Source organism: Listeria sp. Marseille-Q6474 (genome assembly GCF_946902005.1).
Classification (GTDB): Bacteria; Bacillota; Bacilli; order Lactobacillales; family Listeriaceae; genus Listeria; species Listeria innocua.
This window is the reverse complement of record NZ_CAMPPS010000002.1, coordinates 99,514-112,909: the sequence shown is the minus strand read 5'-3', so window position 1 is coordinate 112,909 and position 13,396 is coordinate 99,514. Positions and strand designations below refer to the sequence as shown.

17 protein-coding genes are annotated in these 13,396 nt (G+C 35.6%); 8 read left to right on the top strand and 9 right to left on the bottom strand.

Features of this window, described 5'->3' with window-relative positions; all coding sequences use genetic code 11:
* Positions 1-46: 46 nt before the first annotated feature.
* Complete coding sequence (locus tag OC533_RS11295; RefSeq protein ID WP_049962100.1) at positions 47-856, bottom strand: phage antirepressor; 810 nt, start codon at positions 854-856, stop codon at positions 47-49.
* A gap of 62 nt (positions 857-918) precedes the next feature.
* Here OC533_RS11295 and OC533_RS11290 point away from each other — a divergent pair, with 62 nt between their 5' ends.
* Positions 919-1,128 carry a hypothetical protein gene (locus OC533_RS11290; RefSeq protein ID WP_003747299.1) on the top strand — a complete coding sequence of 70 codons (210 nt, stop codon included), beginning with the start codon at positions 919-921 and terminating at the stop codon, positions 1,126-1,128.
* Between the two features lie 102 nt (positions 1,129-1,230).
* Here the strand turns inward: OC533_RS11290 and OC533_RS11285 are convergent, their stop codons facing one another.
* Positions 1,231-1,431, bottom strand: a complete 201-nt coding sequence (locus tag OC533_RS11285; protein ID WP_003747297.1) for a helix-turn-helix domain-containing protein — start codon at positions 1,429-1,431, stop codon at positions 1,231-1,233.
* 172 nt (positions 1,432-1,603) lie between these two features.
* Here OC533_RS11285 and OC533_RS11280 point away from each other — a divergent pair, with 172 nt between their 5' ends.
* The 6 genes from OC533_RS11280 (at position 1,604) to OC533_RS11255 (ending at position 5,187) form a co-directional block, all read left to right on the top strand.
* Positions 1,604-2,089 (top strand): helix-turn-helix domain-containing protein, encoded by a 486-nt coding sequence (locus OC533_RS11280; protein ID WP_003747295.1) that lies wholly within the window; start codon positions 1,604-1,606, stop codon positions 2,087-2,089.
* 156 nt (positions 2,090-2,245) lie between these two features.
* Positions 2,246-2,413 (top strand): hypothetical protein, encoded by a 168-nt coding sequence (locus OC533_RS11275; protein WP_020975175.1) that lies wholly within the window; start codon positions 2,246-2,248, stop codon positions 2,411-2,413.
* A 54-nt stretch (positions 2,414-2,467) separates the two neighbouring features.
* Positions 2,468-2,686, top strand: a complete 219-nt coding sequence (locus OC533_RS11270; RefSeq protein ID WP_119734950.1) for a zinc ribbon domain-containing protein — start codon at positions 2,468-2,470, stop codon at positions 2,684-2,686.
* A gap of 14 nt (positions 2,687-2,700) precedes the next feature.
* Complete coding sequence (locus OC533_RS11265; RefSeq protein ID WP_031648686.1) at positions 2,701-3,306, top strand: hypothetical protein; 606 nt, start codon at positions 2,701-2,703, stop codon at positions 3,304-3,306.
* 64 nt (positions 3,307-3,370) lie between these two features.
* Positions 3,371-4,729, top strand: coding sequence for a recombinase family protein (locus OC533_RS11260; protein ID WP_026750224.1), 1,359 nt, complete (start codon positions 3,371-3,373; stop codon positions 4,727-4,729).
* Positions 4,720-5,187: a competence protein ComK gene (locus OC533_RS11255; protein ID WP_045553630.1), complete on the top strand. Its 468-nt coding sequence runs from the start codon at positions 4,720-4,722 to the stop codon at positions 5,185-5,187. The genes OC533_RS11260 and OC533_RS11255 overlap by 10 nt, the downstream gene beginning before the upstream one ends.
* Positions 5,188-5,234: 47 nt before the next feature.
* On the opposite strand, the gene OC533_RS11250 is transcribed toward OC533_RS11255, so the two are convergent.
* From OC533_RS11250 to OC533_RS11235, 4 genes are all read right to left on the bottom strand, one after another.
* Positions 5,235-5,582 carry a helix-turn-helix domain-containing protein gene (locus OC533_RS11250; protein ID WP_003749261.1) on the bottom strand — a complete coding sequence of 116 codons (348 nt, stop codon included), beginning with the start codon at positions 5,580-5,582 and terminating at the stop codon, positions 5,235-5,237.
* Between the two features lie 106 nt (positions 5,583-5,688).
* Positions 5,689-7,587, bottom strand: coding sequence for a fructose-specific PTS transporter subunit EIIC (locus OC533_RS11245; protein ID WP_185561393.1), 1,899 nt, complete (start codon positions 7,585-7,587; stop codon positions 5,689-5,691).
* 1 nt (position 7,588) lies between these two features.
* A complete protein-coding gene (gene pfkB, locus OC533_RS11240) occupies positions 7,589-8,512 on the bottom strand; it encodes a 1-phosphofructokinase (protein ID WP_160464385.1) in 924 nt (307 codons plus the stop codon).
* Complete coding sequence (locus tag OC533_RS11235) at positions 8,509-9,261, bottom strand: DeoR/GlpR family DNA-binding transcription regulator (RefSeq protein ID WP_010991186.1); 753 nt, start codon at positions 9,259-9,261, stop codon at positions 8,509-8,511. The genes pfkB and OC533_RS11235 overlap by 4 nt, the downstream gene beginning before the upstream one ends.
* 215 nt (positions 9,262-9,476) lie before the next feature.
* On the opposite strand from OC533_RS11235, the gene pepC reads away from it, so the two are divergent.
* Positions 9,477-10,802: an aminopeptidase C gene (gene pepC, locus OC533_RS11230; RefSeq protein ID WP_194323561.1), complete on the top strand. Its 1,326-nt coding sequence runs from the start codon at positions 9,477-9,479 to the stop codon at positions 10,800-10,802.
* Here pepC and OC533_RS11225 read toward each other — a convergent pair.
* The 3 genes from OC533_RS11225 to OC533_RS11215 form a co-directional block, all read right to left on the bottom strand.
* Positions 10,799-11,242, bottom strand: coding sequence for a DUF523 domain-containing protein (locus OC533_RS11225; RefSeq protein ID WP_003763672.1), 444 nt, complete (start codon positions 11,240-11,242; stop codon positions 10,799-10,801). The two genes, pepC and OC533_RS11225, sit on opposite strands and share 4 nt — an antisense overlap.
* A 79-nt stretch (positions 11,243-11,321) precedes the next feature.
* Positions 11,322-12,233, bottom strand: coding sequence for a pseudouridine-5'-phosphate glycosidase (locus OC533_RS11220; protein WP_003770033.1), 912 nt, complete (start codon positions 12,231-12,233; stop codon positions 11,322-11,324).
* Positions 12,230-13,348, bottom strand: a complete 1,119-nt coding sequence (locus OC533_RS11215) for a carbohydrate kinase (protein ID WP_010991188.1) — start codon at positions 13,346-13,348, stop codon at positions 12,230-12,232. Before OC533_RS11215 ends, OC533_RS11220 begins: the two co-directional genes overlap by 4 nt.
* Positions 13,349-13,396 lie beyond the last annotated feature (48 nt).

Genomic DNA, 13,396 nt, shown 5'->3' with positions numbered 1-13,396 from the left:
TAACAACTTATCGTTATATACTATTGTTAGTCGCTCCCCGTGACTATTAGTTGTTTGCATGAGCGTCGTTGTGGTAGGCGGCGCTTAAATTATGACTTGATTGTTCTAAGAACTTATTTACAAAGTAAAGTTGTCCTTTGCCTGTAACTTTTGCTGTAATTGCTGTTTGCGCTCCACTTGACCTTACAATCGCTGTTTCTTTAATCTTAAACAGTCCCAGTTCCATACTTTTTTGCGTAGGGCGATTGTAATCCGTGCCTTTTCTCGAAATGAGATATCCTCTTTGGCGCATCCATTCAAATAGTCTTTTCTCCCCAATATCGATGCCGTTTTGTTGGATTAGCTTAGCTAAATCTCTTATTAAAATGGTTCCTCTTGCATCGCTTACAGCTTCAGCAAACATCACTTTCGGCTTTTGTATTTCTAATCTTTGTTCCGCTTCTATCCGCTTCGTTTTTTCTTCTTTTAAATTTGTTGCTAGTTTGATTAGAAAATCAGGGTCAGTGATTGCTTTTTCTATTGTGTCATTTGTCATGTAAGCACCATGCTTACGAACAGATGGCAATACTTCCGAAGTAACCCAGTCTTGAAATCTTTCAGCAGATTCTAGTTTTGATTTAAAAATCAACTGATATAGACCCGCTTCATTTATAGCGGTTAAATTCTGGCTTCCTCCAAGGGAGTCGTGTTTCACGACCCCCTTGTTTTTAAGGAAAACATGGCGTTTTAATGCATCGCGGCTATTTGAATATCCCAATACTTTTGCCACGTCTTTGCCGATAAAATGAGGCTCGTTTTCAATAAATACTGTTCTTACTTCATTTCCTTCAAAGTTGAAGATTTGTAAATTTGACATTTTGTTCTCCTTTCTGTTCGCCCTTTCACAATGTTATAGTTTTATAAGGGGAGGTGATACATATGACGTTAAAAATAATGACTAAATCTGGTAGAACAATTGATATAGCGGAATTCGTGGAAATATCATATTATTTAAATGAAAGACGCTCTATATCAAAAGAGAATTTTTCTCAGTTGCACCTAAGTGATTCTACTACTTTCAATTTTATTGGCACTAATTGCGCTTCATTAAAAGGAGCGGAGATCGAATCCATTATTTTAATTGGTTAGTTTCTCAATGCTAAAGCTCTTTACTTCATTGAGCTTTAGCATTACTTTTTCTTTACATAAGTCCACTTAAAGCATGTTCACCTCTTCCTACACTCGTCCTATTCAATATGAATAGATTTGGTTTAAAATTTTTTCTGGCTCAACATTAAATTCTTTTGCAATAATCATTAATTGATCTGCTTTCAAAGCTGTTTTCCCTTCTTCTATCTTCTGATAACTGCTAACACTTTTATATCCAAGTAATTTTGCCATGTGCACCATCGTAACGCCTTTTTGTTTCCGTAAATTTTTCAAATTTGACATTACCATCACCTCTCTATTCAATTTGAATAACTTTATATTTATATAATACTTATTCTAAATGAATAAGTCAAGATATTTTTATTCTTTTTGGGTATATTTTTATCAAAACGGCGTAATATCTACTCGTTTATGCTATTATTTTATTCGTAAGGAGTAAATTGGGGGAATTATTATGAAAACTTTATCAAAAAAGTTAGAGTACCTTAGAAATAGTAAAGGATGGTCTAAGGTAGAAGTAGCTAAAAGATTAGGCATGAAAGCGTCATCCACCTACTCTAATTGGGAGTATGGTAACAGAGAACCTGATATTGATACATTAAAACGTATAGCGGACTTATATGGAGTAAGTGTAGATTACTTGATAGGTAGAGATAAAAATAACCTCGCTGACACAATCGCAGCTCATATAGATCCCAACGCAACAGAAGAGGAATTGGAAGAAATACTCGCTTATATAGAAGAAAAACAAAAAGAGTACAGAAACGAGAAAGAAGTAAACATTACAGAGAAAGCCGCTGAAAAGGATAAAGAGGTGAATAAATTCGTGGAGGAAAACCCTGATTTTAAAGCGGTAGCTGCTCGAGTGATGGACGATGAAGAAGCTGTTAAAGCAGTCAAGACATTTATAGAATATTACGAACAACAAAAAAACAAGTAATATGTAATTTATTTACTCTCAAGCTACTTGACATGTAACTTAATTGCTTGTTATTAAAGTTAATTATTAACATTGTGTGAAAACGTGATATATTTCACGAAAATTATGTATAATATAAGTGCAACGTTGCAATAAAAAACAACGGGGTATAAATACATGAAAACTTTAGATGAACTGAACGTAAAACATGATATAGTGATACTAGAACACGAATTTACTTCTTGTTCATTCACTTTAAAAAAAGAAATTTTCATAGTTATTGATAGTAGATTAAGTCGAAGCGAAAAATTGGAAGACATCGCAAGGCTTTTGAATAAAATATAACTATGTAACCAGTTCGCGGCCGCGGGTTGGTACATATAAAAGGGAGATGGAAAAATGTATTGTCCGAATTGCGGTCATGCATTAGATAACAGGGAAGCTGAATGTCCTGGCTGTTTAGCTCCAATAACTTATCAAACAAGCAACAACGAAAAAGCGCAAAAAGTCGGCGCTTTTATGGAAGAATCTGGTAAATTAATGTCAGGATGTGGTTGTTTAATGACATTATTAATAACTGTTCCTGTCATAGTAATTTTAATAATTATGTTTTTATAAAAGGGAGATGCGGGATGAGCAAGTATAGACGCTTGTTAAAAAAATGGTGGTTTTGGTTAATTTTTTTAGTAGTTATCATTGGCGTTGTTTCTTTATTTTGGTATACTCAATCATATAATTCTGAATGGGGAAAAGGGTTATCAAAGGAAGACAAAGAGGTATTGGAAAAGGCAAATAAATCAACAAACGAATATAATAAATTTGCAAAAGAAGCTAAATCGGGCATCAAATCGTTTAATAATGATGCAACAATTAATCCACAAATAGTAATTAAACCTTTTACTAAAATGGGAGACAAGATTATCGAAAACTCAGATGAATTTATTAAACATTACGATGAGTATTCTGTCTCTATCCAAAATATCTTAAAAGATGATTATAATAATATACAAAAACTTAGAGATGACGTTGTTGCACAACAAGAAGAAATTATAAGTATTTACTCAAATGCTCATAATTATAACAGAGAATTATCCGCAGTTGAATCTAAAATAGTAGAAAATATATATCAAGAAATGAATAAAGAACAAAAAGAAAGCCTAGGATTAAAAAATCATGAATTTAAAAAAAATGCTGAGTTAAGTGATAAAGCAAGAAAATTAATATTTAGTGGTAATTAAAAGAGAGCCATTAGGCTTTTCTTTTTACCAAAAAAAAGAACGTATGTGCGAAAGGAGAACGGAAATGAAGGCAGCTATTTATATACGCGTATCTACTCAAGAACAAATAGAGAATTACTCTATACAAGCTCAAACTGAAAAGCTAACAGCCTTGTGCCGCTCGAAGGACTGGGACGTATACGATATTTTCATAGACGGCGGATACAGCGGTTCAAACATGAATCGCCCTGCATTAAATGAAATGCTAAGTAAATTACATGAAATTGATGCTGTAGTCGTATATCGATTAGATAGACTATCCCGCTCGCAAAGAGATACGATAACGCTTATTGAAGAATACTTCTTAAAAAACAATGTAGAATTTGTTAGTTTGTCTGAAACTCTTGACACCTCTAGTCCATTTGGGCGCGCGATGATTGGTATATTGTCCGTGTTCGCTCAATTAGAGCGCGAAACTATACGAGATCGAATGGTAATGGGTAAAATTAAGCGTATTGAAGCAGGTCTTCCTTTAACGACTGCAAAAGGTAGAACATTCGGCTATGATGTTATAGATACTAAATTATATATTAATGAAGAAGAAGCAAAACAATTACAAATGATTTATGATATTTTTGAGGAAGAAAAAAGCATTACCACTTTACAGAAGAGGCTAAAAAAATTAGGATTCAAAGTGAAATCATATAGCAGTTACAACAATTGGCTGACTAATGATTTATACTGTGGCTATGTATCTTATGCGGATAAAGTGCATACAAAAGGTGTTCATGAGCCTATTATTTCAGAGGAACAATTTTATCGAGTTCAAGAAATTTTTTCTCGCATGGGTAAAAATCCAAATATGAATAGAGATTCAGCATCACTTCTAAACAATTTGGTAGTGTGTGGAAAATGTGGGTTGGGTTATGTTCATCGGAGAAAAGATACTGTTTCCCGTGGAAAAAAATATCATTATAGATATTATAGTTGCAAGACTTACAAGCATACTCATGAACTCGAAAAATGCGGGAATAAAATTTGGAGAGCTGACAAACTAGAAGAACTAATTATTGATCGCGTGAATAACTATAGTTTCGCTTCTAGGAATGTAGATAAAGAAGACGAATTAGATAGCTTAAACGAAAAACTTAAAACAGAACACGCAAAAAAGAAGCGGCTGTTTGATTTATATATCAGTGGTTCTTACGAAGTTTCAGAACTCGATGGTATGATGGCTGATATTGATGCTCAAATTAATTATTATGAAGCACAAATAGAAGCTAACGAAGAATTGAAGAAAAACAAAAAGATACAAGAAAATTTAGCTGATTTAGCAACAGTTGATTTTGACTCTTTAGAGTTTAGAGAAAAACAACTTTATTTAAAATCACTAATTAATAAAATTTATATCGACGGTGAACAAGTTACTATTGAATGGCTCTAGTAGCTTGTTTATTTAGCTTATTTAGTACCTCGTTTTCTCTCGTTGGACGTAAAGAGGGAACAAAGCATCTAATAGGTGTCACTCATAAGCCGCCTATTATTATTGACCCTGTCACTTCTACCTATGTATTCCCTACTGTCGCGCCAAGTTCAACAGATTGTATTTGGATTTTCCCACAGCATATTAAGGATTATCATGCAATTGGATATAACCATACGTTGATAAAGTTTTCTAATTTACAGACTTTTGAAATTGATATGTCGTTAGCCTCTTTCAATAACCAAATTGCTAGAACCTCCATGCTACATATGAAGTTCTCACAAAAAATGCGAACAATGGAGAGCAATTTCCCTTCGATGAATATGTTTTTTCCTCCAGCTACACTCGCCGCTGAATCCAGGCGTTATTATAACACTATGCTTTCTGAAAAAGACGATTCAAAAGACCCGGAACAATAAAATTAAAAACCAGATATACGCATTGTATATCTGGTTTCCTTCTTAAATTATTTCTTATTCTCAATCGCATCTGCAATTCGTTTTAACATTAATAATTCTTCTTCTGAATATGTATAAGGCAATTCCAGATACCATTTCTCAAGCTCTGGGTTTCCAATTAAAGGAAAAGCATTTACTGAATTTTTTTCCCGTAAACCCGCTACATCATCTAATAAAAAATCTGTTGTAGTCCCAAGAATTTCTGCTAATTTAGCCAAAATAAAGATTGGCGGTCGGTGGTTATCATTTTCATATTTACTGATAGTTGAAGCTGTAGTTCCAATTTTTGCCGCTAATTGTTTTTGAGTTAATCTATTTTTCTTTCGTAAATGAATTAATTTTTCTCCAAATTCCAATACGCCCACCTCTCTTCCTTTTCATTATAGCAATTTTTTAGGAAGAATTCGAGAAATCACATAAAAAGAAATCGCCTTTTTAAATTCAAAAGACGATTCCTCTCTATTATACTGTTGGTTTTTTGCGTAATACTCCGATTAATGCTGCACTTATTATAGTTCCAATCACGATTGCGATAAGGTAGAACCACGGTTGAGATACTAAGAAGATAACAAAAACGCCTCCGTGTGGTGCTAATACTTTAATATTTAAAAACATAACAATTGCCCCAGTTATTGCACTTCCTGCGATAAAACTTGGAATCATTCGAAGTGGATCTGCTGCTGCAAATGGGATGGCACCTTCTGTAATGAATGACGCGCCTAAAATAGAGTTCGTTAGCCCTGCATCACGTTCTTGTGCAGTAAATTTGTTTCTAAAAATAAGAGTTGCTACGAATGTTGCTAGCGGTGGCACCATACCAGCAGCCATTGTAGCCGCCATAATCGCGCTACCACCTGTTGCAACACTTGCTGCAAGCGTTCCAGTTGCAAAAATATAAGCCGCTTTGTTAATTGGTCCACCTAAGTCAGCAGCCATCATTGCTCCTAAAAGTAAGCCTAGAATAACCGCATTTGTTCCACTTAAGCTATTTAAGAAGTCATTTAACCATGTATTTAATGCACTCATTGGAACGTTTAATAGTAACATCAATAGTCCGACAATTAGTACAGATAGCACCGGATAAAATAGTACTACTTTAATTCCATCTAAAGTTTTTGGTAATTTTTTCAGCATAACTTTAATTAACTCGACTGCATAACCAGCAAGAAAACCACCTACTAAAGCACCAAGGAAACCTGCTCCACCAACAGATGCAACTCCACCTGCTACGAAACCAGCTACAAGACCTGGTCTATCTGATATACTGTATGCGATATAACCCGCGAACACTGGAAGCATAAATCCGAATGCAACATCACCAATTTGTTTTAATAATGCTGGAATTTCGTTATATGATCCTAATTTTGCAAGTTGATCTTGTGGTACACCTAAAATTTGATCAAGCATAAATGCGATTGCAATTGCGATCCCGCCACCAATTACAAATGGTAACATATGAGAAACGCCGCTCATTAAATGTTTATAAATTTGTTGACCAATGGAAAGGCCATCTGTACTTTCTGTTGCTTCGCTACCCGATTCTGCTTTATAAACTGGTGCATTCCCTGAGATAGCTTCTTTAATAAGCTCTTCTGGTTTATGAATTCCTGCTGCAACTGGTTTTGCAATTAAATGTTTTCCATCAAAACGAGGCATATCAACTTGTACATCAGCTGCGATGATAACTCCATCAGCCTCAGCAATTTCTTTATCAGTTAAGCGATTTTCTACTCCTCTTGAACCATTTGTTTCTACTTTAATTCGAACGCCTAATTTGTTTGCTGTTTCTTGTAACTTTTCTGCAGCCATATAGGTATGTGCAATACCAGTTGGACAAGCAGTAACCGCGACAACAGTTTTGCCAGTATCATTAGAAGATGTAGGAGCAACAACTGTTTCTTCTGCATCACCTTGCTCGTTGTTGAAGAGAGTGATTACTTCGTCTGGTGTTTTTGCATCTTTTAACGATTGAACAAATGCTGGATGAACTAATAACCTTGAAAGTGCTGCCAGCGTTTCTAAGTGAGTTGCATTTGCACCATCTGGAGCCGCAATCATAAAGAACAAATGAGCAGGTTGACCATCTAAGGAGTTATAATCTAATCCTTTTTCACTTTTCGCAAAGACTACAGTTGGTTCATTAACTGCTTTTGTTTTTGCATGTGGCATTGCAATTCCTTCGCCAACTCCAGTAGAGCTTTGGGCTTCACGGTTCATTATCGCTTCTTTAAAAAGTACCTCGTCATTAATTTTCCCGTTGCTTTTAAGTGAAGCAATCATTTCATCAATGGCAGCTTCTTTTGTTGTAGCTTGTAATGACATAATCATAACGTCTTTGCTGAGTAAGTCTGTAATTCTCATTTTAGTGCCTCCCTGTTATTTTAGTTATCTTCACTTGCGGTAATAATTCATTAATTAAATCTTTTTCTGCTAAATCTGTTGAAAATGCTGTTGCGCCCCCAGTTGCAACGCCTGCAGCAAATGATTTAACTGGATCGTTAGTTTTATCGAAAGTTCCAACGAATCCGGCAATCATTGAATCACCAGCTCCAACTGAATTTTTAAGTTCTCCTTTTAAGGCATCAGCGAAATAAACATCTTCTCCTGTAAAAAGTAGAGCTCCGTCGCCAGCCATGGATACGATTACATGTTGTGCGCCTAATTCTAGGCATTTCTTTCCATAAGGAATGAGATCTTCTACACTATCTAACTTAACACCAAATAGTTCTGCCAGTTCGTGGTGATTTGGTTTAATAAGGATTGGACGATTTGGTAATGCATCTAGTAGTTCTTGTCCAGTCGTATCAATCATGAAGTTAGCTTGTTTTTCTTTACAGATTTGGATTATTTTATCGTAGAAATCATTTCCTAGTGAAGGTGGTACACTTCCAGATAGAATAACGATGTCACCAGCAGTTACCTTATCCATCACTTCTAAAAATTCTTTGATTTCATTTTCAGAGATTGCAGGTCCTAAACCATTAATTTCTGTTTCTTCTCCGTGTTTTAGTTTGATATTAATACGAGTATCATCTTTTACTGTTACAAAGCCAGTTTGTATGCCTTCATTTTTAAGCCAGTCTTTGATAAATCCACCTGTAAATCCACCTAAAAACCCTGTAGCAAGGCTCGGTACATTCAATTGATTTAGAACTCTGCTGACGTTGATACCTTTGCCACCAGGTAATTTATAATCTTGTTTCATGCGATTAAGTTCGCCAAGTTTTAGTTGGTCGATTTGCACAATATAATCAATTGAAGGGTTTAAAGTAATTGTATAAATCATTTTTCTACCTCGATTATTTTAGTTTTTTGGATAAAGGATTTTCTTACTTCTGAAGGAATATAGTCTGTTACAATAGTAGCTTCATCTATTGAAAACATTTTTGAAAAATTAACTTCATTGAATTTCGTATGGTCTGCTACAACAAAAACGCGATCAGCACGCTCTTTGGCAGCACGTTTTACAAATGCTTCTTCCATATCTGGTGTCGTATAGCCATGCTCCGGATGCATAGCGTTAGTTCCAATAAAAGCTTTGTCAAAATGATAATTTTTAATATTATCCAAGGCAACTGCGCCAATAATTGCTTTTGTATGCACTTTCATTTTGCCACCTAAAAGATAAGCATCAATATTTTGACGAACTAGTTCTTCAATATGGGTTAGTCCATTTGTAACTACAGTAATATTTCGATTTGCTAAGTGAGTAATTAATTCCAGTGTCGTGGAGCCTGCATCTAAATAGATACAATCATTTTCTTCCACTAAACTAGCGCAATATGCTGCGATTTCTTTTTTGCTTTGAATGTTTTTGAATGATTTCTCATTCATGCTTGGTTCTTGGTTATGAGAAATAACAAGTTTTGCACCACCGTGTACACGTTCGATTAATCCTTGTTCCTCTAATTCGATTAAATCACGACGAATAGTTGACTCCGAGGTATCCAGTCCTTCAACTAATTCTTGTAATTTAATAACACCAAGCTTTTCAATACTCTCCATAATAAGTTGTTTTCGCTCTGCATTTAACATTCTTACTCCTCCATCCAAAGTTAGTTTATCATCTTTATCTTTCAAAATCAACCGTTTTCATTCAAAAACATTCATTTATAATCAAATTCATTCATATTATATCATGAAAACCGCCGAAAACCTTCATAATAGTTCAGATAGTTGTTTTCTTATACACTTTTTATTTTTAGCAGTATACTTAATTAGAAGCAATGTTCTATAGAGGAGGAATAAAAATGAGTACTGAAATAACGTTTGATCAATTAGAAAGTTTTTCCAAAAAATGGCGTGAAAATCCTGATAAGTTGGTTTTCCAAGCTAGCATTATGAAAAATGGGATTAAAGCAGCAACAGAAAATCCTGTATCAAAAGCAACAGTACAACCGGTTTTTTCTCATGAGGTTCATACAGATAAAGTTTCCAACCAACAGCAAAGTGGAAGATGTTGGATGTTTGCAGCATTAAATACGTTTCGACATAAATTAAATGGGACACTTGGTCTAAAAGATTTTGAGTTGTCGCAGAACTATACTAACTTTTGGGATAAATTAGAGAAAGCTAATTATTTTTTAGAGAACATTATTGAAACAGCGAATGAAGATGAGGATAGCCGATTAGTTTCATGGTTACTTGATACCCCTCAACAAGATGGCGGTCAGTGGGATATGCTTGTTTCGATTATTGAAAAATATGGGGTTGTTCCGAAATCTGCTATGCCTGAAACTTTTCAAAGTAGTAAGTCTGCGGATTTAAATCACCTATTAAATGAAAGACTTCGTACGGATGCAGTTATTTTAAGAAAAGCTGTTAAAGAGCAGAAAGATACTGCTGGATTGAAGGAAGAAATGCTTGCTGAAGTTTACCAGCTTTTAGTTATGACTCTGGGTGAACCGCCGAAAGTGTTTGATTTTGAATATCGAAATAAAGACAATGAGTTTAAACAAGATTTACAAATTACGCCTAAAGAATTTTATAAACGCTATGTAGATATGGATTTGAAGGATTATATCCCGCTTATCAATGCGCCAACTAAAGATAAACCTTTTAATCAAGCATTTACAGTCGATTATTTAGGAAATATTGTAAATGGGACGCCTATTAAGTATTTGAATGTGGAAATGGATGTATTAAAAAAAGCCGCCGCAGATCAAATCAAAGACGGTGAGACTGTTTGGTTCGGTTGTGATGTAGGTCAGCTTTCAGAACGAACTACTGGTATTATGGATACTGATATTTTCTTACTAAATCAGGCTTTTGGATTTAAAACAGCTATGACGAAAGCAGAACGCCTCGATTATAAACATAGTATGCTCACTCACGCGATGGTTCTAACTGGGGTTAACATTGCTAATAATGAAGTTAATCGTTGGAAAGTGGAAAATAGTTGGGGAGAAAAGATTGGTAACAATGGATATTTTGTTGCTAGTGATGCTTGGATGGATGAGTTTACATTCCAAGTGGTTGTCCATAAAAAATATTTATCTAAAGAATTGATTGAAGCATTTAGCAATGAGCCAATTGCGCTAAAACCTTGGGATCCAATGGGCTCGCTTGCACTTTAAATTGTAAATTCTGAGATGATTTTGATTCCATTCATTTGAAAAAGAGCTGCTGCTACGCCGGTACCATCTTTTATTTTTCCAGAGAAGGTGCCGTCGTAAATAGCACAGCTTCCACAAGAAGGACTTTTTTCCTTCATAATTATTTGAGTAATACCGAGTTCTTTCATTTTAGTCAAAGTTAAACTCGCTCCGTTTTTATATTCTTCTGTTACATCTATTCCTTGATTATCCATTACTTTAGCACGACCTAGCCAGACGTCTTTACCATCTCCGCCTACTATTTCAGCTGGATTTCTTGGTATTTCCAAACCACCTGCAACTTCAGGACAAAAAGGAATCGCCTCTCCGTTTTCAACCATTTGTTTTATTTTGGTAATTTCTTTATCTTTCCCGTCATATCTACAAGCAATTCCTGCCAAACATGCGCTTACGGCAATCATTTATATTCCTCCTTTATTTTTAAATTTATTTTAACATAAAAAAGCTGCCACCACTTAAAGGCGACAGCTCTATTGATTATTAGATATTTTGATAAGCTACGGCGATTTGAGTACCGATTAGTGCGTTGTGTTTTACTAGTTCGATATTTGCTTCTAAGCTCTTACCGTCTGTTAGTTCTTTTACTTTGCCAAGAAGGAATGGTGTAACGTCTTTTCCGTGGATGTGGTTTTCTTCTGCTTCTTTAAGTGCAGTTTGGATAACATCGTTAATTACTTTTTCATCCATTGCAAATTCTTCTGGGATTGGGTTTGTGATTACAGCGCCACCTTCAATTTTTAGATCCCATTTTGCTTTAAGGGACTCAGCGATAACTTCTGGAGCATCTGCACGTAATGTTAATTCTACATCGCTTGAACGAGTATAGAATGCTGGAAGTACGTCTGTTTGGTAACCAATTACTGGAACGCCTTTTGTTTCTAAGTATTCCATTGTTAAGTTTAAGTCTAAGATAGATTTTGCTCCAGCACATACTACTGCTACATTTGTTTTCGCTAACTCTTCTAAATCAGCAGAAACGTCCATTGTTGTTTCGGCACCGCGATGAACTCCGCCGATTCCACCAGTTACAAAGATACCGATTTCTGCTAATTCAGCACAGATCATCGTTGCAGCTACTGTTGTTGCTCCTAGTTGTTTTGTAGCAATAAGGTAGCCAATATCACGACGAGAAACTTTTGCTACATTGCTGCTTTTTGCAAATAGTTCTAGTTCTTCATCAGAAAGACCGATTTTAATTTTACCGTCGATTAAAGCGATTGTTGCAGGTACCGCGCCGTTATCACGGATAATTTGTTCTACGTCACGAGCCATTTCAACGTTTTGTGGGTAAGGCATGCCGTGAGAGATGATTGTGGATTCTAAGGCTACGATAGCTTTTCCTTCTGCTTTTGCTTGTTTTACTTCTTCGGATAATGATAGATAATTTTTCATTTGAATTCCTCCAGATCTTTTTGTAGTTGGGATGTTGATAAATTTTGGCGAACAGTGTATTCAGATTCGAGTGTTCGCGCAGCATTTACGCTCCCTGCTTTTAAAATTTCTTGTAAAGATTTTCCTTCTAACCATGCATAAATTACCGCAGAACAAAATGCATCTCCTGCTCCTGTCACATCTACAATGTTTTCAATGACAATAGCGGGTTCAAAGATAATGCCTTCTGCGTTGTTTGCTGCAACCGCACCTTTACTGCCATTTGTAACGATGACATTTTTTACGCCTAAATCTAGCCATTTTTGTGCAGCTAAGCGCCAGTCTTCATCGTTTTCAATGGTCATTTCTAGGTGAGTTTCTGATTCATCTCGGTTGCATATTAGCCAAGTCACGTGATCCAAACGTTCTGGTAAATGAGACATTTTAGGTGAGGAAACGGGAACTAAGACTAATGGGATGGAATTAATTTCGGCAAAACTTCCAAGGTATTCTAATGTTTCTTTTGGACAATTTAAATCGGCAATAATGGCGCTCGCTTGACTTAGCAAGCCTTCGTTTTTCGCTAGTACATCTGGGGTTAAGTGATCGTATGCATCCATGTCCGCTAGTGCAACGAGCAAATCTCCATTGTTTTCGAGTACGGCTGTATAAGAACCTGTTGCGATGCTTGGAAATGCAGTGACATAATCTAAGTTCATATATGTATTACTGGCATTTTTGACAGCTTCCCAGTCGGAGTCTGTTCCACAAGCAGTGAGTAATATAACTTCTTTTCCAAGGCGACCAAGGTTTTCACCAACGTTCCTAGCAACTCCGCCAGCACTTTGTGTTGAGCGCACCGGATTAGATGTAGCTAGCTGGGCCTTGTCTTTAATGTAAAACTTCCGATCGACGTTCGCTCCACCTATACAAACGATTTGTTTTGCTTCATTTAAAATATAGGCTTTTCCTAAAATACGACCTTTTTTAATAAGGCCAGAAATAAGGTTCGCTACTGTCGGTCTTGATAAATCAAGTATATCAGCAAGTTCTTGTTGAGAAATGTAAGGATTTTTACGGATGGAATTGAAAATTATCTCTTCCTTTTCGTTCATTTTCGCTTTATTATTCTCCACGATATAATGCACCTCCATTCCAAACTTTTGTTTTAATTCCAAACACAT